This window comes from Streptomyces achromogenes, assembly GCF_030816715.1.
In the GTDB taxonomy this organism is placed as follows: Bacteria; Actinomycetota; Actinomycetes; order Streptomycetales; family Streptomycetaceae; genus Streptomyces; species Streptomyces achromogenes_A.
In genome coordinates this window covers 8,148,157-8,167,686 of record NZ_JAUSYH010000001.1, presented here as the reverse complement: position 1 = coordinate 8,167,686, position 19,530 = coordinate 8,148,157, and the positions used below count along the sequence as shown (strand labels likewise).

The window sequence follows — 19,530 nt, the reverse complement described above, 5'->3', positions numbered from 1 at the left end:
CGGTTCAGCGCCCGGCGCCGTACCCTCCGTACCCGCCGTACCCGTACCCGCCGTACCCGTAGCCGCCGTTGCCGCCGTAACCTCCGTAACCGTATCCGCCGGAGCCGTGTCCGTAGCCGCCGGACGAGCCGGGCCGGCCGCCGGAGCAGGGGTTCCCGTACCAGCAGGAACCACCGCCCGCGCCCGGGGACGCCCCGGCGGACGCCGTCGGGGCGGCGGACGGTGTCGGAGTGGGCGCGGGCTTCGCGGCTTTCGGCGTGGGGGACGGGGCCGGGGCGTCGGAGGGGTCGCTGTCGGCGCCCCAGTTGACGAACTGCATCTGCGGGTCGGGCCGCGAGGTGTCGATCACCCAGCGCTGGGCGGCGCTGTCCACCCGGTTCTTCAGGACGAGCGCGCCCGAGCCGTCGGTGGCGGCGGGCGCCAGCGCGAGGTTCTGGCCGGAGCGCGGGACGAGCGTGCCCTGCAGCGTGAAGTCGTACTGGACGTTCCTGGCGTCCGGCTGGGCGGCGCCCGTGCAGGGCGCGAGCCGCACCGAGTAGCCGAGCCGGGAGTCGAGGCAGAGGTCGGGGGCCGCGGCGCTGCGCAGCAGTCCGCTCGGGTCGTACGCCCACTGCTGGCCGGCGGCGGAGGTGCAGGCGGCGAGTGCGGCCTCGGCGCCACTGACCGGCTTGGTCCCCTCGACGCCGATGCACAGCCCGGAGGCGACGTTGTGCAGACGGCCGCGCACGGTGCCCTGGACGGCGGCGTCGGCGCCGGTCCAGGACGGCTCGCCGGTGGCCTTGTCCGTGCCCGGCGCGTCGGGCTCCGCCGCACCGCTGTTGGCCGCCGGGGCGGATCCCTCGCCGGAGTCGATCACGGCCCACACCATGAGCGGCAGGACGACGAGCCCGCTCACGGTCAGCACCGCGGCGGCGAGGTTGCGCCGGCGGGCGGCGCGACGGGCCGCCTTCTGCGCCGAACGGCTCGCGCCGGGGCGGGAGTCGGCGTCCGTCGCGGAGCCGGGCGCGGATCCGTCGCCGGGACCGGCCGGGGCCGTGGCCGTCCCGGTCACTGTCGCGGTCGCGGTCGACGAGAGGTCGCCGAAGCGGGCCCCGATCCGGGAGGCCAGGCCGGACCGCATCCGGCCTCGGGTCGCGGGCCGGGCTCCGGCCTCGGCCGAGGCGGCCGCGAAGGACCCGTCCGTGAAGGCCTCGCCCGCATAACCGCGTGTCTTCTCGCCGGCCGGGTCGATGGACTCGCCGCGGCCCGCGACCCGGATCTCCACATAGGCCGCGGCGGCCCAGCCCAGGATGCCGTCGGCCAGGGCGGTGCCGAGCAGCCCCTCGAACTGCAGCAACTGGTCGGCGGTGTGGGTGCAGTGCCGGCAGCCGTCCAGGTGGGTGCGCAGGTCGGGGTCGAGGTCGCCGCCGCCGCGTCGGCAGGTGACGTCCAGCAGTCGGTGGTAACGGTGGCACTCGTCGTCGGTGGCGAGTTCGCGGTGCACCTGGAGGCACTCCTCCCGCAACCGCTCGCGGGACCGGCTCAACTCGCCGCGGGCGCCGTCCTCCTCGAGGCCCAGCAGGCCGGCCGGGACCGCCACGGGCTCCGCCTCGACCTCGACGTGCCAGAGCAGACAGCGGGCCGCCTCGGGCAGCCGCTGGAACGCCCGGGACAGCATGCGCCGGTTCACGGGCGGCAGCATGAGGGAGGCCGCGCGGTCGGCGATCACGCCGTCGCCGTCGCCCTCGGAGCGCAGTGTGGGATGCAGCAGGTCACGGCGGCCGTCGGCGTCCCACTCGGCCGCGATACGGCGAACGGTGACCAGCAGATGAGGGCGCCAGGCGGCCGTCGGACCGTTCTGCCGCAGGGTCTCGCCGAACAGCCGGGTGAAGGCGGCCGTGGTGAGCATGCCGGCCGCGCGCTCGTCGTCGGTGCACAGCCGGGCGTAGGCGAACGCGGCCTCCCAGTGCCGGTCCAGCAGTTCACCGACGGGATGCAGCGCGGGCGACGCCCCCGTCCACTTCTTCAGCTCCGCGCTGAGCTGTTCGTCCGTCGCGTCGAAGCGGCGCGCCGAAGGGGAATTCGACAGGCCTGCGTCATTCACGGGCTGCATTCCTTCCGGGGGCATGCGGCATAAAGTCCATACCATCGGGTTTGCGGTTCCGCCCGGGCGGCGGGACGACTCGCACAGGGTTCGGCGCCTCCGACGTCCACAGGGGACAGCTCTCGTGAAGCGTGGGGAGTGTGACGGGAGGCGTCTCGTGCGCACGATGGGGAAATCGTTGTCCGCGCGCCGACAAGGCACACCTTCGCACAACCCGACCAGGACGAACAAGGGATCACACGGTTTCGTACACGGGCCACCGGCCGCCGGATATTGACGAATCGTCAAAGCGGGATCGCCCTGTGGGGCGGTCCCGGTATTACTGTCCCTTTTGACGCCCCTTTCGGGGCATCTTTCGGGACGCGATTTCCGGACCTTTCCCTCATCCGACCGCCGCCGCCCGTGGCCCTTCTTTCGCATCGGCCGGTCCGGGGTTACGGTGCCGGTCCCGCGGCAGGCGGACCGAGGAGGCCACGCATGACAGTCACGGACAACGGCGCCGCCGGGACCCCCCGCCCGGGTGAGGCGGACCTGCGGCAGTACCGGGAGGACGGATTCACCGTCGTGCGCGGCCTGTTCACGCGGGACGAGGTCGACCGGCTGTGTGCCGGGTTCCAGGCCCTGCACGCGGCGGGGCGGCCGGTGCCCGGGCATTTCGAGCCGCGCCCCGGCGCCGTGGACCCGCTCGCCGCGTATCCGAGAGTGCTGCACCCGCACGAGATCAGTCCGCTCGCCCGCCGGGTCCTGCTCGACGCCCGACTACGGGCCGTGCTGGAGCAGTTGCTCGACGAGGAGGTGCTGGCCGCGCAGAGCATGTTCTACTTCAAGCCGCCGGGGGCCCGGGGCCAGGCGCTGCACCAGGACAACTTCTATCTGCGGGTCGAACCGGGCACGTGCGTGGCCGCCTGGCTGGCCTGCGACGAGATCGACCGCGACAACGGCGGTCTGGAAGTCGTGCCCGGCACGCACCGGATGGACCTGTTCTGCCCGGAGACGGCCGACGACCAGGTGTCGTTCGCGCGGGAGTACGTGCCGCCGCCGCCCGGGCTCGCGGCGACTCCGGTCGACATGGCCCCGGGCGACGTGCTGTTCTTCAACGGCAGTCTGGTGCACGGATCGCAGCCCAACCGGAGCGGCGACCGGTTCCGCCGGTCGTTCATCGGGCACTACGTCGGGCGCTCGGCTGAGCGGATCGGCGCGTACTACCGGACGCTGACGATGGACGGCGAGCGGTTGACCCTGCCGGTGAGCGAGGGGGCGGGACCCTGCGGCACGGAGTTCGCGCCGCCGAGCCCGCACTGACCGCGGTTCGGGGTGGGGCACGTGAAATCCGGTTGCCCTCGGGCGCTCCGCACCCGCAGGATCCAGCCATGCTCACTTTCGACGCCTCTCTGCCGCTGACGTCCGCCGCCGCTCCCCCGGCGCCGGTCCAGCAGCAGCCCGGCCGTCCCCGGAGGCGCGACGCCGCACGACGGTGACGGCCGCCCTCGTCGCGGGCCTGGTCGCGGGTTACGGCATCGCCGTGCCCGTCGGCGCGGTCGCGACCTACCTCGTCTCGCTCACCGCCCGCACCTCCCTGCGCACCGGGATGTGCGCGGCGCTCGGCGTCGCCACCGCGGACGGCCTCTACGCACTGGTCGCGACCGTGGGCGGCTCGGCCGTCGCGGCCGTGCTGCGACCGGTGCTGACGCCACTGCGCTGGGCCTCGGCTCTGGTCCTGCTGGCGCTGGCGGCCCGGGGCGCGCTGAGCGCCGTGCGCCAGTACCGGGCGCATCGGCTCGCCACCCGGTCCGGACCGCCTCCGCCCGGGCCGGCACGGGCCTATCTGAGCCTCCTCGGCATCACCCTGCTCAACCCGACGACCGTGGTCTACTTCGCGGCGTTGGTCCTGGGCGCCGGCACCGCCGACCCGGTACGGCCCCTGGAACAGGGCGTGTTCGTGCTGGCGGCCTTCGTCGCCTCGGCGAGCTGGCAGGTGCTGCTCGCCGGAGGGGGCGCCCTGCTGGGCCGCGCGCTCACCGGCCACCGGGGACGCCTGGTCACGGCCCTCGTGTCGAGCGGGGTGATGACCGTGCTCGCCGTCCGGATGGTGACGTAGGGACCGCACGTGCGGATGAAACACGCGGCCGTCGGTGTTGCAGCTCTGTGCGGGCCGGACGTGCGCGACGCGAACCACGCGAACCACGCGGACGGAGCGACGGCATGACGGCACACGGCACCAGTGACATGACGAAGGGGACGCAGACCATGCCTCTCGAAGGCGAGTACGAACCCAGCCCGACACAGTGGGTGCGCGAGCAGGTGGAGCTCTACGAAAGCTCCGGCGGCACCGAGGGCACGACCCTGCGGGAGACGGGACTGCCCGTCATCCTGCTGACGACCCTGGGTGTGAAGAGCGGCCGGATTCGCAAGACCCCGCTGATGCGCGTCGAGCACGACGGCCGGTACGCCCTGGTCGCCTCCCAGGGCGGGGCGCCCAAGCACCCCGTCTGGTACCACAACATCAAGGCCCTTCCCCAGGTCGAGCTCCAGGACGGGCCGCTCAAGCAGGACATGACGGCCCGTGAGGTCACCGGCGCGGAGAAGGCCGAGTGGTGGGAGCGGGCCGTCGCCGCCTATCCCCCGTACGCCGAATACCAGACGAAGACGGACCGGGAGATCCCGGTGTTCGTCGTGGAACCGGCCGGGAACCGCTGACCCTCCAGGTCGCGCGGGCGGCGCCCTCGCGGGCACCGCGAGCAGGAAATCCGCGGTGGGAACGCATCAGCGCGTTCCCACCGGGCACCCGAAGGTCAGGCCCCGCCGCGCTCCCCCGTCGCGGCGGGGCTTTGCGCCGTCTCTCCCGCGGGCCGGTCGGTCACGTCGAGGAAGACCTGGTCCGCCTCGGAGACCGTCGAGGCGATCGACCGCTTGATGCGCACGGCCACCTCCTCGACCCGCTCGCTGTCCAGGCCCGGCATGAGGTCCACGCGGGCCGCGACAAGAACCGAGTCCAGGCCCATCTGCATCGTGAACACCGCTTCCACGCTGTCGATCTCCGGCTGGGCGTCGAGGAGCGCGCGGATGCGCGCGCCGGTCTCGGGCGCGGCTGCCTCGCCGATGAGCTGGTCGCGGGCGTCGCGGCCGAGCCGGAAGGCGACGTAGACGAGCAGCGCTCCGATCGCCAGCGACGCGGAGGCCTCCCAGACGACCTGCCCGGTGACCATGTGCAGGGCCATGCCGATCGCGGCCAGGGTGACGCCGAGCACGGCCGTGCCGTCCTCCGCGACGACCGTACGCAGGGCGGGGTCGCGCAGGCCCGCGCTGCCGCCCTGCCGGCGCACCTGGTGCAGGGCCCGCGCCAGGGAGGCGCCCTCGGCGAGGAAGGAGACGCCGAGCACGATCAGGCCCGCCACGTAGCCACTGAGTTTCTCGTCGGCTCCCGTCCGCAGCGCCTCCACGCCCTGGAAGAAGGAGAAGCAGCCACCCATCACGAAGATCCCGACAGCGGCGAGGAGCGACCAGAAGAAGCGTTCCTTGCCGTAGCCGAAGGGATGCCTGCGGTCGGCCGGGCGCCGGCTGCGGCGCAGGGCGGCGAGCAGGAACACCTCGTTCAGGCTGTCGGCCACGGAGTGCGCGGCCTCCGACAGCAGCGCCGGCGACCCCGCGAGGACGCCGCCCAGCCCCTTGGCGACGGCGATGACCAGGTTGGCGGCCAGCGCCACGAGCACGGTGACGCGGGTCCGCCGATCGGCTGCTCCGTCGTCCGCACTGCGCGTGCTCCGCGCGTCGGGCGCGCCCGACGTGCCGGACGGGTCGGCTGTTCCGGGCGGGCCGGAGGGGTCGGACGGGTCGGCTGTTCCGGGCGGGCCGGATGTGCTCGGCCGGCCTGCACGTTCGCCTGGCGTCCCGGCTCTCCGGCCGATGCTGCGATCGTCCACCCCCTGACTCTCTCGGGCCTGCGTGTCGGCCGGGTGATCGGCGTTCCGTTCTGAAGGCGTCGCGCTCACCTTCGCCGGATTCCCCGGCCGGTCGCGATCACACCGTGCCACCGGCCGAAAACGGGGAACGCGTGGAACAGGAGACGCGACACCACCGGGAGGACGTCATGAGCGACGGGGGCGGCGACGGCAACAGCGCGTACGGGCACACGGCTTTCCGGCGCGCCAGGAGTCACTTCACCGACCGGATCACCGCGGACGGCCGGGACGGCTGGCCCGTCTCCGGGCACCGCTACCGGCTGGTGGTCAGCCGCGCCTGCCCGTGGGCGAGCCGCGCCGTGATCTCGCGGCGGCTCCTCGGTCTGGAGGACACGCTGTCCTTGGCGATCACCGATCCGGTCCAGGACGACCGCAGCTGGCGGTTCGGCCTCGACCCCGGCGGCCGCGATCCCGTCCTCGGCATCCGGTACCTCGCCGAGGCGTACGAGCGGCGGGAGCCCGGTCACCCGGGCGGGGTCAGTGTGCCCGCGGTCGTCGACGTGCCGAGCGGGAAACTGGTGACGAACGACTACCAGCAGCTCACTCTCGACCTCGCCACCGAGTGGACGGCCCTGCATCGCCCCGGTGCGCCCGACCTCTACCCGGAGCGGCTCCGCGACGAGATCGACGCGGTCATGGCCGACGTGTACGAGGACGTCAACAACGGGGTGTACCGGGCGGGTTTCGCCGACGGCCAGGACGTGTACGAGGAGGCGTGCGCGGGTGTCTTCCGGCGGTTGGAGCTGCTGACGCCGCGGCTGGCCCGGCAGCGGTACCTGGTGGGCGACACTCTCACCGAGGCGGACATCCGGCTGTTCACCACGCTGGTGCGTTTCGACGCCGTCTATCACGGTCACTTCAAGTGCAACCGCTGGAAGTTGACGGAGAACGAGGTGTTGTGGGCCTACGCCCGCGATCTCTTCCAGACACCCGGTTTCGGCGACACCGTCGACTTCGACCACATCAAGCGGCACTACTACCGGGTGCACGCCGGCATCAACCCGACGAGGATCGTCCCCCTCGGACCGGACCTGGCCGGCTGGCACACACCGCACCGCCGGGAGGAGCTCGGTGGCCGCCCGTTCGGCGACGGCACACCGCCCGGCCCGGTGCCGGCCGGTGAGGAGGTACCGGCAGCCGGCCGGGCCCGCCGTCCCTCCCCCGTGACAGAGAACATGACAGAGAAGGAGTGAGGAGATCCATGGCCAAGAAGAGGAAACTCCCCCTCGTCTACCAGCCCGTCGGATTCGCGCTGGGTTGGGCGAGCGGCGCCCTGGCGGGGCTCGCGTTCCGCAAGGCGTGGAAGGCGATCAGGCACGAGGACGACGCACCGGACGCCCTCGACCGGGACCGCGGCTGGGGCGAGGTCCTGCTGGCCGCGGCGGTGCAGGGGGCGATCTTCGCGGCCGCCCGCAGCGCCGCCGACCGCACCGGCGCCAAGGCGATCGAGCGCTCCACCGGCGTCTGGCCCGCCAAGGAGAAGGGCGGCCGCGACTGACGCCCGCCCGCCGTCGTCACGGGCCCGGGACACGGCGGCCCGGGACAGGGCGGCGCGGCGGTGCGGGGCGGGGCGGCGGCGGCGCGGAAGGCCTGGACGGCTTCCACGGTGCGGAAGCCTGCGGAGCGGCGGGCGCCTGCCGAAGGGCGGGGCCCGCCGCTCCGGGCGTTCCCGGCTCAGCCCTGCTTCGGGGCGGTCGACGGCGCCAGGCGCAGGGTGAAGGAGTGGCCCGCCGGATCGGCGTAGCCCCGTTCCTCGTGGGGGCCGGGCGCGCCTTTGGTCTCCAGGGGGCGGCCGCCCAGTCCGACCACCCTGCGTTCCACCTCGTCGAGGTCGTCGACCAGGAAGTCCAGGTGGGCCTGGAGGGAGTTCTCGGGGCGGGGCCAGCTCGGCGGGGTCGCGTTCACGTCGCGCCGGAAGGCCAGGCGGGTGCCGTCATCGCTCCTGATCTCCACGCGGTTCGCGGTCCGGTCGATCTCCTCGGCGTCCAGCAGCCCCTTGTAGAACTCGGCGAGCTTCTCGGGCTCGGCACAGTCGAGCACCACGACGCCCGCTTTCACCAGTGCCATGTCGTCGTCTCCTCCACGAGATCCGGGCCGGAGCGGAGCGCCCCGCCTCCGAACCCTGCGGTTACCCCCGTTTCGACGGCCCACCGGGGCCGGGCGACTGCCTCTGGACTTCCTGGACAGGTGTCCCGCTATAGTGGACACCTGTCCAACAAGTGAGGGAGACCATGGAAATCCTGGCGAACGTTCTGGTCGCGCTGGTGGCCGCGCTGCATCTCTACATCCTGGTGATGGAGATGTTCCTGTGGCAGAAGAAGCCCGGCCTGTCGTTCCACGGCTTCGAGCCGGAGATGGCGAAGAAGACCGCCGCGATGGCCGCCAACCAGGGGCTCTACAACGGTTTCCTCGCGGCGGGCCTGATGTGGGGGCTGATCGCGGCCGACCCCACCGGCTTCCGCGCCCAGGTGTTCTTCCTGTCCTGCGTGATCGTCGCGGGCGGGTACGGCGCCGTCACCGCGAACCGCCGGATCCTGTTCGCGCAGGCCCTGCCCGGCGCCCTCGCCCTGGTCGCCGTCCTCGTCGCACAGTGACGCGCAGGGAGCCCGAGGACCCGCGGGCGGCCCGCACCCGTGCGCGGCTGCGCTCGGCTCTCCTCGAGGAGTGCGCCGAGCGGCCGCTGGAGGAGGTGGGCGTGGCCGCCCTGGTGCGGCGGGCGGGCGTCGGCCGGGCCACCTTCTATGTGCACTATCCCGACCTGGAGGCCCTCGCCGTCGACGCCTGCGCCGACGTCGTGCGGGAGGCCGTGGAGGCGTTGCACGCCTGGCAGGGCCGCCCCGACCCGGTGCGGGCCCCGGCCGCGCTGGCGGGGTTCTTCGCGTCGCTGAGTCCGCACAGCGCGCTCTACCGCGGGCTGCTGACGCCGGGCGGCGGCGGGCCGCTCGGCCGGGTGCTCCACCGCGACCTGCGTGCCTACAGCCTGCGGGAGCGGCAACGGGCGGGCGCGGCGGACGCGCCCCTGGTCGCCTCGGCCGTCGCCGCGACCTTCGCCGGCGTCCTGGCGGACTGGCTGCACGGCGACCTGGACGGCTCCCCCGCCGAGATCGCCGACCAGGTGTGGCAGTTGCTGGTCGCGCTGCACGCCAGCCGCTGAGCGGACCCGGCCCACGCGCCCCGCGCCGAGCGCCTCCCGCCTCCCGCCGCCCGCCGAGCGGCAGCCGAGAGCGGCAGCCGACGGCGACCGCGGCAACCGACGGCGACCGGTGACCGGCGTTCAGCGGGGCGTCGTCTGGAACGTCCTGCGGTACGCCTGCGGGGAGACGCCGATGGCCGCGTGCAGGTGCTGACGCAGCGAGGCGCCCGTGGCGAAGCCGACGCGGCCGGCGATCTGGTCCACGGAGAGGTCGCTGGCCTCCAGCAGATGCCGGGCGTGTGCGACGCGCTGCTGGATCAGCCAGCGGCCGGGGCTCAGTCCCGTCTCGTCGTGGAAGCGGCGGGCGAAGGTGCGCAGGCTCATCCGCGCGTGCGCCGCGAGGTCGGCCAGGGCGAGCGGCTCGCCGAGCCGCCGCAGGGCCCAGGCGCGGGTGTCCGCCGTGCTCGCCGCGCCGGCCTCGGGGACCGGCTGTTCGATGTACTGGGCCTGGCCGCCGTCCCGGAAGGGAGGGACGACACAGCGGCGGGCCACCCTGTTGGCGAGTTCGCTGCCGTGGTCCTTGCGGACGAGGTGCAGGCAGACGTCGACGCCGGAGGCGGCTCCCGCCGAGGTCAGCACCTGGTCCTCGTCGACGAAGAGGACGTCCGGGTCGAGCTCGACGTGCGGGTACCTGCGGCGGAACTCCTCCGCGACACACCAGTGGGTGGTGGCCCGGCGGCCGTCGAGCAGGCCCGCGGCCGCGAGCACGAACGCGGCGGTGCAGATGGACACGAGGCGCGCCCCGGGACGGATCCGGGCGAGGGCCGCGGCGGCCGCGTCGGGCAGGTGGTCGGTCATCCGATCGGGCGCGACCGGGGCGATCACCACGGTGTCGGCGGTCTCCAGAAGCTCGGGGCCGTGCTCCACGCCGACCGTGAAGTCGGCGTTGGTGCGCACCGGCCGCCCGTCGACCGTGCAGGTCAGCACCTCGTAGTGCCCGTCGGCCGCGCCGAACACACGGCTCGGGATGCCGAGTTCGAAAGGGTAGACGCCGTCGAGGGCGAGGACGACGACGCGGTGCTTCGCAGGCATGGCACGATTCTATCGGAAGTTGGCAATCGTGCCATTTCCCGGCCGGGGGCGGCCCGGCAGGCTGGTTCACCATGAGCACTGTGAACACCATGCGCACCATCGGCCAGAGCGTCCTCGGCGGCCCCGAGGTCCTGAGGGAAGAGGAAGCGGAGCGGCCCGCGCCGGGCCCGAACCAGGTATTGGTGCGGGTGCGCGCCGCGGGCGTCAACCCGACCGACTGGAAGCACCGCGCCACGGGCGGCTTCCTCGGCGAGCCGCCGTTCGTCCTGGGCTGGGACCTCTCGGGGACGGTGGAGGCGACCGGCATCGGCGTGGCTTCCTTCGCCCCCGGCGACGAGGTCTTCGGCATGCTGCCGTACCCCTACGGCCACGGCTCCCACGCCGAGTACGCCGTCGCGCCGGTCCGCGCCCTGTGGCACAAGCCGGCCGGGATCGACCACGTCCAGGCCGGTGCGCTGCCGCTGGTCTCGCTGACCGCCTGGCAGGCGCTGGTGGAGACGGCCGGCCTCGGAGCCGGGCAGCGGGTACTGATCCACGCGGCCGCGGGCGGCGTCGGGCACGTGGCCGTGCAGATCGCCAAGGCGCGCGGGGCGTACGTGATCGGCACGGCCAGCGCGGGCAAGCACGGCTTCCTGCGGGAACTCGGCGCCGACGAGACGATCGACTACCGGGCGAGCGACTTCACCGAGGCCGTGAAGGACGTCGACGTCGTCCTGGACACCCTGGGCGGGGACACCTCGGTGGACTCCCTGCGCGTCCTGCGACCGGGCGGGATCGTGGTGTCGATCCTGCCGGTCGGTTCCGGAGAACTGCACGCCGAGGCCGAGCGCCTCGGCGTGCGGGCGGTGCGGATGCTGGTGGACGCCGACCGGGCCGGGATGCGAGAGATCGCCCGGCTGGTCGAGGCGGGGCAGCTGCGCGCCACCATCGCGGGGACGTTCCCGCTGGCCGGGGCCGCCGAGGCGCACAGGCTCGGCGACACCGGCCGGACCACCGGGAAGCTGGTCCTTACGGTCGACTGACGAGATGTCAGAACGCCGGCGGGAGCGGATTCGCCGGAAGATCAGAACGTCAGGACCGGCTTGATGGTCTTGCCCGAGGTCATGTCCTGGACCGCCCGGTCGATGTCCGCGAACGGGTACGTGCCGATCAGACGGTCCAGCGGCAGCCGGCCGGCCTTGACCAGCTCGACCAGGGCGGGGATGAAGCTCCGTGTCTCGCTGTCGCCGAGGGTGAGGCCGACGACCCGCTTGCCGCCGAGCAACCCGTTCACGTCCAGGGCGACTTCGCTGCCGAAGGGCGGTGCGCCGACCACCACCAGGGTGCCGCGGGCGGCGAGCGCGTCGACGCCCTGGCGCAGCACGGCGGTGTTGCCCGTGGTCTCCACGATGCCGTCGGCGCCGCGCCCGCCGGTGATCTCCGCGAGGGCGTCACCGAGGGCGTCCCGGCCGGCGTCGACGGTGTGCGTGGCACCCAATTCCTCGGCCAGTGACAGGCGTTCGGCGACCCGGTCGACCGCCACGATCGTGGTGGCCGGGGTGAGGGCGGCCGCCATGACCGCCGACAGGCCGACGGCTCCGGCCCCGAGGACGACGACGGTGCTGCCCGTCGTGGGCCGGAGCACGTTCCACACGGCGCCGACGCCCGTCTGCACGCCGCAGCCCAGGGGGGCGATCGACGCCAGCGGCACGTCGGGGTCGACCTTGACGAGGCTGCGCTCGTCGACCAGGGCCCGCTCGGCGAACGAGGACTGGCCGAAGAAGTGGCCACCGAGCGGCTCGCCGTCGCGGCTGAGCGTGCTGGTGCCGTCCGCGCGGCGGCCGCCGAGGAGGTTCAGCGGCAGCCATGAGGCGCAGTAGGCGGGGTGGCCGCCATGGCAGTTGCGGCAGTCCCCGCAGGAGGTGAAGGACAGCACGACGTGGTCGCCGGGGGCCACGGCCGTGACGGCCGCGCCGACCGCCTCGACGACCCCCGCGCCCTCGTGGCCGAGGACTCCGGGCAGCGGGAAGGGCAGTCCGCCGCTCGCCACGCCGAGGTCGGTGTGGCACAGTCCGGCCGCCACGAGCCGGACGACCGCCTCGTGCGGCGCGGGGTCCTCGAGGACGACCTCGGAGAGGGTGAAGGGCGCTCCGGCGGACTCGACGACGGCGACACGTGTGGTGATGGTCATGGGTGCGACTCCCTTGCTTTCGCGGCGCGTTCAGTCGAGCGAGACGACGACGGACTTGACCTTGGTGTACGACTGGAGCGCCTCGGGGCCGTACTCGCGGCCGAAGCCGGAGTCCTTGACGCCGCCGAAGGGGACGGCCGGGTCGAGCATCGCCCAGTCGTTGACCCAGACGATGCCGGCCTGGAGGCGGTCGGCGACGCGGTGGGCGCGGGCCAGATTGCCGGTCTGGACTCCCGAAGCCAGGCCGTACGGGGTGGAGTTGGCGAGCGCGACGGCCTCGTCCTCGTCGTCGAAGGGCTGGACGGTGAGGACCGGGCCGAAGATCTCCTCCTGCACGACACGGGAGTCGTTCGCGAGGTCGGCGATGACGGTGGGCCGGTAGTAGTAGCCGCCGTCGAGGTCGAGGCGCTCGCCGCCGCAGACGATGCGGGCGCCCTCCTTCCGGGCGAGGGCGACGTACTCCTCGACCTTGTGCAGGTGCTTCTCCCCCGCCATCGGACCGACGACGGTCTCCGGCCGCCGGGGGTCGCCGACGGGCACGCCCGGCACGGCCTCGGCGAGGATGTTCAGCATCGTGCTGTAGACCGGGCGGGCCACCAGCAGTCGCGGGCCGCCCATGCAGAACTGGCCGGTGTTGAAGACGAAGCCCTTGATGACGGCCCCGACCGCCTTCTCCAGGTCGGCGTCCTCAAAGACGAGGTGCGCGGCATTGCCGCCGAGTTCCATGGTCACCGGCTTGAGGTTCTCGCCGGCGATGCCCGCGGCGTGCCGGCCGACGGCGGTGGAGCCGGTGAAGGCGATCTTGTCGACGCCGGGGTGGCGCAGCAGTGCCTCGCCGGCCACCGGGCCGCTGCCGGTGACGACGTTGACGACGCCGTCGGGCACCCCCGCCCGCTGGAACAGGTCCGCCATGTACAGGGCGCTGAGCGGGGTCTCGTCGGCGGGCTTGTGGACGACCGTGTTGCCGGCGGCGAGGGCGGGGGCGATCTTCGAGCCGGCCAGGATGAGCGGGAAGTTGAAGGGGGTGATCGCGGCGACGACGCCGAGCGGGCCACGCCGGGTGTAGGCGAGGGCGTTCATGGGGGTGTCGCGGTTCGCGCCGTCCAGGGCGAAGGCGAGGGAGGCGAAGTACTCGTAGTCGTTGGCCGCGTTGGTGACGTCGACGGCGTGCGCCAGGGTGATCGGCTTGCCGACGTCGAGGCTCTCCAGCCGGGCGATCGCGTCGGCCTCGGCGCGGATCAGTTCGGCCACCCGGAGCAGGACGCGGCCGCGCTCCCGGCCGCTGAGGCCGGACCACTGCCCGGCGTCGAAGGCCTCCCGCGCGGCCCGCACGGCGGCGTCCACGTCGGCGGCGCCCGCCTCCGCGACAGTGGTGACGACCGCGCCCCGGGAGGGGTCGACCACCTCGGTCCGGGCTCCGTCCGCGGCCTCGCGCCACTGTCCCCCGATGAACAGTCGACCGGGGCCGGTCTCGAAGGTGGTCATCGCCACTCCTCAGCATCGTCGCCAAGATTTCAACAAACAGGATTCCTGTTGGTTCGCAGTCTCTTTACAGACAGGTTTCCTGTCAATGCTCTAGGCTCCGACTCATGGCCGGCACCCAGACGAGCAAGACTTCGTCCGCACCCTCGCCCCACCGGGCGCCCCCGTCCCTTCTCTACATGGTGAAGCAGGTCGAGCTGGTCGTACGCTCCCATCTCGACGAGCTGGTCAAGCCGTCCGGGATCACGGCCCTGCAGTACACGGCGCTCACCGTGCTGCAGCGGCACGACGGGCTGTCGGCCGCCCAGCTGGCCCGGACCTCCTTCGTCACCGCCCAGTCCATCGCCGACCTGGTCCGGTCCCTGGAGGGGCGCGGCCTGATCCGCCGCGAGCGCAATCCGCACAACCGGCGCGAGCTGCTGATCCTGCTCACCGACGACGGGCGCGAGCTCCTCGACCGGCACGCCGGCCCGGTGCGGGAACTGGAGGGGCGCATGGTGCGAGAGCTCACGGCCGCCCAGACGGAGCAGTTCCGCGCGGCCCTGTCGACGGCCTGGCACGCCCTGTCGTAACCCTCCCGCACCCGTGCCGGCACCCGTCCCACCCACTTCCGCCACCTCTCGGACCGCTCCTCGCACCCCCCTTCGCTCACGGCGCGAAAAAACTCGGCCAGAGTCGGTTGCATTTCGAAGACATATGTCAATCGAACATGCTGGAATTCACTCCATCGGGGGTAACTTGCTGGAGCGGGGAACTGCGGTGTGCTCCCCGCCCGTTGGAGGCTCCCGACCGGTGGAGCGGGTTGGAGGCGATGTCGTCGTGCAGCACGAATCCACGGCGGGCACCCCGCATCTACGCGTCCGCCAGGACGGGGGGTACACGGTGCTGGAGTTCCACGGCGAGATCGACATCGTCGCGGCGACCGAGATCGGCCCGCACCTCGACCACGCGACCGCGGGCGCCGCGCCGCGCATCGTGATCGACCTGACCCCGGTCGAGTTCTTCGACTGCTCCGGACTGCGCCTGCTGTACCGGGCCCGCGGCCGGGTCCTCGACCAGGGCGGCCGTCTGCACCTGGTCTGCCCCCACCCGCTGACCCTGCGGATCCTGCGGGCCACCGGGCTGTCCCGGCTGCTGCCGCCCGCCGCGACCCTGGAGGCCGCCCTGGAGCGTCCCGGGGCCGCCTCCGGCACGTTATGACGGCGCCGGGAAGCGCTGCTCGACGACCCTTCCGACCCGGCCGCCACCCCGCTATTCGCTGCGCGCCGCGTCGAACAGGGCGCTGACGGACTCGCCGTTGTGGATCCGGCGAACGGCCTCCGCGAGGGCGGGGGCGATGGACAGGATCCGCAGCTTGTCGGTGTGCTGCTCGACGGGCACCGGCACGGTGTTGGTGCACACGATCTCCAGCACGTCGGGCTGCTCGCTGAGCCGTTTCAGCGCACCGGCCGCGAACAGGCCGTGCGTGCACGCCACCCGTATCGACCGCGGCTGCGACTCCCGCAACCGGTCGAGCAGTTCGAGGACCGTGCTGCCCTTGGCGATCTCGTCGTCGAGGACGATCACGTCCCGCCCCGCCACCTCGCCGATCACGGCGCTGATGCTGACCCGGTCGTCGGCGAACCGCTGCTTGGCCCCCGCCGCCACCTGGGCGCCGATCATCCGGGCGAAGGCCGCCGCCTCCTTGGCGTTGCCGAGGTCGGGCGAGACGACGGTGGTGCGGGTGAGGTCGTAACGGCGGAAGTGGGCGGCCAGCTCCCGGTGGGCGTGCAGATGGTCCACGGGCATCGAGAAGAAGCCGTGCACCTGGGGCGAGTGCAGCGTCATGGTGAGCACCCGGTGGACGCCGGCCGCCGCCATCAGGTCGGCGACCAGCCGGCCGCCGAGCGAGATGCGGGGCGCGTCCTTCTTGTCGGAGCGGGCGTAGGAGTAGTGCGGCATGACGACCGTGATCCGGCCCGCCGAGGCGCCCCGGGCGGCGTCGCACATCAGCAGCAGTTCGACGAGGTGTTCCTGCACGGGCCGGACCAGGGGCTGGACGAGGAAGACGTCCCGTTCCCGGCAGTTGGCCTGGAGCTGGACCTCCAGGCAGTCGTTGGCGAACCTGCTGAGGCGGGTGGGACTCAGGGGCACGCCGAGGTGGGCGCAGACCTCGGCTGCCAGCTCGGGATGGGCACTGCCGCTGAACACGGAGATGTCTCGCACGATCGGCTCCTCGCGGATCATGTCCGGCTGGGGCGGGAGCTCCCATGCTACGGACCGCGTCCGTTTCGCCCACCCTCACCGGCACCCCGTGGTCCGCCGGTCCCCTCCCCCACCGCTCCCGGCCCCCGGGACGTCCGGTCGCGGTCCGCCGACGGCCCCGTCGGCCCGGCGGGCGGGACGCGCGGGGCGGGATCGGCCGCCCGGGTGACGTGGCCGGCTCCGCCTGCCGCGGTCGCCGTCGTGGTCACGCCGGTCGCGCCGGTCGTCGTGGTGAGCGTGACGGGGGAGCGGCGGCCCGGGCCGCCGGAGCGGGCGGCGTCAAGGCGCCCGGACACGGCCGTCCGCAGGCCGTCGGCCGCCCGCGCTCCGGCGAGGACGCCCGGCCGGCCCGCGTGCCGGGCGGGCCCGTACGTCACAGGTTGCCAACAAGGCGGTCTGACACCGCAATTGGCGGGAATCCGTGTCCTCAGGAAGGAGGGCCGTCCGCATGACGACTTCCATCGAGCCCACCGAGCCCACCAAGGCCGACAAGCCCACCAGGCGCCTCCCCGGCCGCATGCCCGGCTGGGCCAAGGCGCTCACCGCCGTCGTGGTCGTGCTCGTCGTGATGTTCGCCGGGATCCGGCTGAGCCTGCTGCCGGGACTGCGCGACTTCTTCGGCACCGAGACCCACGACCGTACGGGCCCCGCCCTGCTGCAGTCCATCCAGGACATGAGCCGTTACGACGCCGCCTCCGGCAACTTCCAGGTCGTCGTGGACCTGGAGAAGGACGCCAAGTACCTCCCCGACGCGATCCGCGGCACCCGCACCCTGTACGTCGGGGCGGGCACCGTGGACGCCTACGTCGACCTCGGCAAGGTCGGCGACGACGACGTGACGGTCGACGAGGACCGCACCTCCGCCACGCTCCGGCTGCCGCACGCGCGACTCGGCACCCCGGCGCTCGACCCCGACCGCTCCTACGCGGTCTCCAAGCAGCGCGGTCTCCTGGACCGCCTCGGCGACCTCTTCTCGGACAACCCCGGCGGTGAACAGGCCGTGCAGAAGCTCGCGGTCCGCCACATCGGCGACGCGGCGAAGGAGAGCGAGCTGACCGCGCGGGCCGAGAGCAACACCACCGACATGCTGGAGGGGCTGCTGCACTCCCTCGGCTTCACGGAGGTGAAGGTGGTGTACGGCTCCTGACCTCGCCCTCGGCGCCGGACCTCGTGTCCGGCGCCGGACGGGAAGGCCGGCATCCTCCGGGATTTCGCGGGTAATCGCCCTGTCACGCAGGGAAGTTGACTACTGGAGGACCGCATGGCCCGTGCAGCGCTACGTCCGCTCACCGCGTTCCGCCCGCGCGGCGCCAAGGAGCCCGGAAAACCCGGAAAGTCCTGGAAGCCCTGGAACAAGACCGAGGCGCCTCCGCGGAGCGGCGGGAAGACCGACAGGAAGGCCGGAGCGAAGACCGGCGCGAAGACCGGCGCGAAGACCGGCCGGCCGCTGCCGTTCCCGCTGCGGCTGCTCGCCATGCTGTGCGCCTTCGCGTTCATGGTCGCGTTCGCCGTCGCGCTCGCCCGCATCACGCTGGAGCCGTCCCCCGCCTCGACGGCCCTGGTGCACTCCAACCTGCGGCCGGGCGACTCGCTGCGGGCCTATCTGGACCAGCCGGAACTGCGCGACGCCGCGAAGCAGATCGGCGGCAACGTGCTGCTGGGCGTGCCCTTCGGCGTGCTGGTGCCGGTCGTCGCACCCCGGGCCCGCGGGCTGCTGCGCGTACTGCTGCTGACGGCGGCCGTCATGCTGCTGGTGGAGTTCGCCCAGGGCGCGCTGGTGACCGGACGCGCCTTCGACATCGACGACGTCATCCTCAACACGACGGGCGCGCTGATCGGATACCTGATCCTGGGGCGCAGGTTCGGCCGGGCGGTGCACGCCCGCAGGCAGCGCGCGTGAGAGCGGGGCGGGGGCGAGGACCGGACCGGCCTCAGTGCGGGTTCCACGTGTACCTGTCCCCGCCCACCCAGCGCACCACGTCCGGGTCGTCGAGGTCATGGACGGTGATGCCGTACGCGGCGGCGATCTCGAGGACGTCGGTCACGTCCCTGGCCTCGCCGACCACCTCGGCGTCGATTTCCACGATGCGGAACGGAACGGGGGCAGGCTGCACACCGAGCACCATGATCCGCGGTCGGGCGATACGGAGGCTCGCGATTTCGGTCATGACATAAAGGGTAGAGCGGAACAGGTCGTCACGAATCGTTCGATCGCTGACGTACGGGCAGGACGGGCTATCGCCTCCCCCGACGTGCGGCCCGCGCGCGGGCGGTGAACTCTGGAGCCAGGAGGTAGCGATGGACCCCGTCGAGGCCCTGGACCGGATCGCCTTCCTGCTGGAGCGGTCGCTGGCCCCCACCTACCGGGTGCGGGCGTTCCGCACGGCGGGCCGCGTGCTGGGACGGCTGCCCACGGCGGAGGTCGAGCAGCGATCGGCGGCCGGGACGCTGGAGTCGCTGAAGGGCGTGGGCCCCAAGACCGCCCAGGTGGTGCGTGAGGCACTGGCCGGGCAGCAGCCGTCGTACCTGACGACACTGGAGGACGAAGCAGGCCGACCGCTCACGGACGGTGCGGGGACCGGGCTGCGGGCGCTGTTGCGCGGGGACTGCCACCTCCACTCCGACTGGTCGGACGGCGGCAGCCCGATCGAGGAGATGGGCCGGACGGCGGCGGCGCTCGGCCACGAATGGGCCGTGCTCACCGATCACTCGCCGCGGCTGACGGTGGCCCGCGGGCTGTCCCCCGAACGGCTGCGCCGGCAGTTGGACGTTGTCGAGGAGCTCAACGCGACCTGGGCGCCCTTCCGGCTGCTGACCGGCATCGAGTGCGACATCCTCGACGACGGGTCCCTGGACCAGGAGCCGGAGCTGCTGGAGCGGCTCGACGTGGTCGTGGTGTCCGTGCACTCCAAGCTGCGCATGGAGGCCCGGGCGATGACGCGCCGCATGGTCAGGGCCGTGCGCGATCCGCACGCCGACGTCCTGGGCCACTGCACCGGACGGCTGGTGAGCGGGCGCGGGCGGCCGGAGTCGGAGTTCGACGCCGACGAGGTGTTCGCGGCGTGCGCCGAGTCCGGCACGGCCGTGGAGATCAACAGCCGGCCCGAGCGGCTCGACCCGCCGCGCCGGCTGCTGCGCCGTGCGGTCGCGGCGGGCACGCTGTTCTCCGTCGACACCGACGCGCACGCGCCGGGCCAGCTGGACTGGCAGATCCTCGGCTGCGCGCGGGCCGAGGAGTGCGAGGTGCCCGCGGAGCGGGTCGTCACCGCGTGGCCGCTCGGGGACCTGCTGGCCTGGACGCGCGAGGGCCGCACGCCGACGGGAGTGGCGAGCCGCTGAGGTGGTACCCGGCGGGTGGTTCGAGAGA

At 73.1% G+C, this 19,530-nt stretch carries 21 protein-coding genes; 13 read left to right on the top strand and 8 right to left on the bottom strand.

All coding sequences use genetic code 11. The annotated features are described in order from the left end of the window. Positions 1 to 4: 4 nt before the first annotated feature. Positions 5 to 2,092, bottom strand: a complete 2,088-nt coding sequence (locus tag QF032_RS35965; protein ID WP_307060500.1) for a ricin-type beta-trefoil lectin domain protein — start codon at positions 2,090 to 2,092, stop codon at positions 5 to 7. Positions 2,093 to 2,560: 468 nt separating this feature from the next. Here QF032_RS35965 and QF032_RS35960 point away from each other — a divergent pair, with 468 nt between their 5' ends. The 3 genes from QF032_RS35960 (at position 2,561) to QF032_RS35950 (ending at position 4,780) form a co-directional block, all read left to right on the top strand. Then, entirely contained in the window at positions 2,561 to 3,385 is an 825-nt protein-coding gene (locus tag QF032_RS35960) for a phytanoyl-CoA dioxygenase family protein (RefSeq protein ID WP_307059366.1), read from the top strand. 172 nt (positions 3,386 to 3,557) lie between these two features. Further along, positions 3,558 to 4,181 carry a LysE family transporter gene (locus QF032_RS35955; RefSeq protein ID WP_306946302.1) on the top strand — a complete coding sequence of 208 codons (624 nt, stop codon included), beginning with the start codon at positions 3,558 to 3,560 and terminating at the stop codon, positions 4,179 to 4,181. Positions 4,182 to 4,330: 149 nt separating this feature from the next. Further along, entirely contained in the window at positions 4,331 to 4,780 is a 450-nt protein-coding gene (locus tag QF032_RS35950) for a nitroreductase family deazaflavin-dependent oxidoreductase (RefSeq protein ID WP_307048485.1), read from the top strand. A gap of 95 nt (positions 4,781 to 4,875) precedes the next feature. Here the strand turns inward: QF032_RS35950 and QF032_RS35945 are convergent, their stop codons facing one another. Next, positions 4,876 to 5,793, bottom strand: coding sequence for a cation diffusion facilitator family transporter (locus QF032_RS35945; RefSeq protein WP_307059364.1), 918 nt, complete (start codon positions 5,791 to 5,793; stop codon positions 4,876 to 4,878). A gap of 377 nt (positions 5,794 to 6,170) precedes the next feature. On the opposite strand from QF032_RS35945, the gene QF032_RS35940 reads away from it, so the two are divergent. After that, the gene (locus QF032_RS35940) at positions 6,171 to 7,235 is read left to right on the top strand and encodes a glutathione S-transferase family protein (protein WP_307059362.1); all 1,065 of its coding nucleotides are present in this window, start codon (positions 6,171 to 6,173) and stop codon (positions 7,233 to 7,235) included. Between the two features lie 8 nt (positions 7,236 to 7,243). Then, complete coding sequence (locus QF032_RS35935; RefSeq protein WP_057577503.1) at positions 7,244 to 7,540, top strand: DUF4235 domain-containing protein; 297 nt, start codon at positions 7,244 to 7,246, stop codon at positions 7,538 to 7,540. A gap of 176 nt (positions 7,541 to 7,716) precedes the next feature. Here QF032_RS35935 and QF032_RS35930 read toward each other — a convergent pair whose 3' ends face one another. After that, positions 7,717 to 8,109: a VOC family protein gene (locus QF032_RS35930; RefSeq protein ID WP_306946312.1), complete on the bottom strand. Its 393-nt coding sequence runs from the start codon at positions 8,107 to 8,109 to the stop codon at positions 7,717 to 7,719. Between the two features lie 164 nt (positions 8,110 to 8,273). Between QF032_RS35930 and QF032_RS35925 the strand changes: the two genes are divergently transcribed. Together QF032_RS35925 and QF032_RS35920 are read left to right on the top strand one after the other, a co-directional pair. Continuing rightward, entirely contained in the window at positions 8,274 to 8,636 is a 363-nt protein-coding gene (locus QF032_RS35925) for a DUF1304 domain-containing protein (protein WP_307059360.1), read from the top strand. Further along, positions 8,633 to 9,196 carry a TetR/AcrR family transcriptional regulator gene (locus QF032_RS35920; protein ID WP_307048476.1) on the top strand — a complete coding sequence of 188 codons (564 nt, stop codon included), beginning with the start codon at positions 8,633 to 8,635 and terminating at the stop codon, positions 9,194 to 9,196. Before QF032_RS35925 ends, QF032_RS35920 begins: the two co-directional genes overlap by 4 nt. Before the next feature lie 120 nt (positions 9,197 to 9,316). Here QF032_RS35920 and QF032_RS35915 read toward each other — a convergent pair whose 3' ends face one another. Then, complete coding sequence (locus QF032_RS35915; protein ID WP_307048474.1) at positions 9,317 to 10,267, bottom strand: GlxA family transcriptional regulator; 951 nt, start codon at positions 10,265 to 10,267, stop codon at positions 9,317 to 9,319. A gap of 71 nt (positions 10,268 to 10,338) precedes the next feature. Here QF032_RS35915 and QF032_RS35910 point away from each other — a divergent pair, with 71 nt between their 5' ends. Continuing rightward, positions 10,339 to 11,289, top strand: coding sequence for an NADP-dependent oxidoreductase (locus QF032_RS35910; protein ID WP_307048473.1), 951 nt, complete (start codon positions 10,339 to 10,341; stop codon positions 11,287 to 11,289). Positions 11,290 to 11,330: 41 nt separating this feature from the next. Here the strand turns inward: QF032_RS35910 and QF032_RS35905 are convergent, their stop codons facing one another. After that, positions 11,331 to 12,437 (bottom strand): NAD(P)-dependent alcohol dehydrogenase, encoded by a 1,107-nt coding sequence (locus QF032_RS35905; RefSeq protein ID WP_307059357.1) that lies wholly within the window; start codon positions 12,435 to 12,437, stop codon positions 11,331 to 11,333. A 30-nt stretch (positions 12,438 to 12,467) separates the two neighbouring features. Beyond that, entirely contained in the window at positions 12,468 to 13,922 is a 1,455-nt protein-coding gene (locus QF032_RS35900) for an aldehyde dehydrogenase family protein (RefSeq protein WP_307048469.1), read from the bottom strand. A 104-nt stretch (positions 13,923 to 14,026) separates the two neighbouring features. Here QF032_RS35900 and QF032_RS35895 point away from each other — a divergent pair, with 104 nt between their 5' ends. Both QF032_RS35895 and QF032_RS35890 read left to right on the top strand, forming a co-directional pair. After that, positions 14,027 to 14,491: a MarR family winged helix-turn-helix transcriptional regulator gene (locus tag QF032_RS35895; RefSeq protein ID WP_373430426.1), complete on the top strand. Its 465-nt coding sequence runs from the start codon at positions 14,027 to 14,029 to the stop codon at positions 14,489 to 14,491. Between the two features lie 247 nt (positions 14,492 to 14,738). Further along, positions 14,739 to 15,119: an anti-sigma factor antagonist gene (locus tag QF032_RS35890; RefSeq protein WP_307059355.1), complete on the top strand. Its 381-nt coding sequence runs from the start codon at positions 14,739 to 14,741 to the stop codon at positions 15,117 to 15,119. A gap of 51 nt (positions 15,120 to 15,170) precedes the next feature. Here the strand turns inward: QF032_RS35890 and QF032_RS35885 are convergent, their stop codons facing one another. Continuing rightward, positions 15,171 to 16,124 (bottom strand): ribose-phosphate diphosphokinase, encoded by a 954-nt coding sequence (locus QF032_RS35885; RefSeq protein ID WP_306946324.1) that lies wholly within the window; start codon positions 16,122 to 16,124, stop codon positions 15,171 to 15,173. A 487-nt stretch (positions 16,125 to 16,611) separates the two neighbouring features. Between QF032_RS35885 and QF032_RS35880 the strand changes: the two genes are divergently transcribed. Both QF032_RS35880 and QF032_RS35875 read left to right on the top strand, forming a co-directional pair. Next, positions 16,612 to 17,310, top strand: coding sequence for a DUF4230 domain-containing protein (locus tag QF032_RS35880; RefSeq protein ID WP_307048468.1), 699 nt, complete (start codon positions 16,612 to 16,614; stop codon positions 17,308 to 17,310). 114 nt (positions 17,311 to 17,424) lie between these two features. Then, complete coding sequence (locus QF032_RS35875; protein ID WP_307048467.1) at positions 17,425 to 18,063, top strand: VanZ family protein; 639 nt, start codon at positions 17,425 to 17,427, stop codon at positions 18,061 to 18,063. A 31-nt stretch (positions 18,064 to 18,094) separates the two neighbouring features. Here the strand turns inward: QF032_RS35875 and QF032_RS35870 are convergent, their stop codons facing one another. After that, entirely contained in the window at positions 18,095 to 18,331 is a 237-nt protein-coding gene (locus tag QF032_RS35870; RefSeq protein WP_306946330.1) for a hypothetical protein, read from the bottom strand. 130 nt (positions 18,332 to 18,461) lie between these two features. Here QF032_RS35870 and QF032_RS35865 point away from each other — a divergent pair, with 130 nt between their 5' ends. Next, positions 18,462 to 19,502, top strand: a complete 1,041-nt coding sequence (locus QF032_RS35865; protein WP_307048465.1) for a PHP domain-containing protein — start codon at positions 18,462 to 18,464, stop codon at positions 19,500 to 19,502. The last annotated feature ends 28 nt before the right edge of the window (positions 19,503 to 19,530 follow it).

Bases quoted from the DNA above. Each gene is read 5' to 3' on its own strand.
- QF032_RS35915 (WP_307048474.1), bottom strand. From the start codon at position 10,267: ATGCCTGCGAAGCACCGCGTCGTCGTCCTCGCCCTCGACGGCGTCTAC.
- QF032_RS35950 (WP_307048485.1), top strand. From the start codon at position 4,331: ATGCCTCTCGAAGGCGAGTACGAACCCAGCCCGACACAGTGGGTGCGC.
- QF032_RS35930 (WP_306946312.1), bottom strand. From the start codon at position 8,109: ATGGCACTGGTGAAAGCGGGCGTCGTGGTGCTCGACTGTGCCGAGCCC.
- QF032_RS35905 (WP_307059357.1), bottom strand. From the start codon at position 12,437: ATGACCATCACCACACGTGTCGCCGTCGTCGAGTCCGCCGGAGCGCCC.
- QF032_RS35870 (WP_306946330.1), bottom strand. From the start codon at position 18,331: ATGACCGAAATCGCGAGCCTCCGTATCGCCCGACCGCGGATCATGGTG.
- QF032_RS35880 (WP_307048468.1), top strand. From the start codon at position 16,612: ATGACGACTTCCATCGAGCCCACCGAGCCCACCAAGGCCGACAAGCCC.
- QF032_RS35940 (WP_307059362.1), top strand. From the start codon at position 6,171: ATGAGCGACGGGGGCGGCGACGGCAACAGCGCGTACGGGCACACGGCT.
- QF032_RS35935 (WP_057577503.1), top strand. From the start codon at position 7,244: ATGGCCAAGAAGAGGAAACTCCCCCTCGTCTACCAGCCCGTCGGATTC.
- QF032_RS35910 (WP_307048473.1), top strand. From the start codon at position 10,339: ATGAGCACTGTGAACACCATGCGCACCATCGGCCAGAGCGTCCTCGGC.
- QF032_RS35895 (WP_373430426.1), top strand. From the start codon at position 14,027: ATGGCCGGCACCCAGACGAGCAAGACTTCGTCCGCACCCTCGCCCCAC.
- QF032_RS35875 (WP_307048467.1), top strand. From the start codon at position 17,425: ATGGCCCGTGCAGCGCTACGTCCGCTCACCGCGTTCCGCCCGCGCGGC.
- QF032_RS35900 (WP_307048469.1), bottom strand. From the start codon at position 13,922: ATGACCACCTTCGAGACCGGCCCCGGTCGACTGTTCATCGGGGGACAG.
- QF032_RS35865 (WP_307048465.1), top strand. From the start codon at position 18,462: ATGGACCCCGTCGAGGCCCTGGACCGGATCGCCTTCCTGCTGGAGCGG.
- QF032_RS35960 (WP_307059366.1), top strand. From the start codon at position 2,561: ATGACAGTCACGGACAACGGCGCCGCCGGGACCCCCCGCCCGGGTGAG.
- QF032_RS35965 (WP_307060500.1), bottom strand. From the start codon at position 2,092: ATGCAGCCCGTGAATGACGCAGGCCTGTCGAATTCCCCTTCGGCGCGC.
- QF032_RS35925 (WP_307059360.1), top strand. From the start codon at position 8,274: ATGGAAATCCTGGCGAACGTTCTGGTCGCGCTGGTGGCCGCGCTGCAT.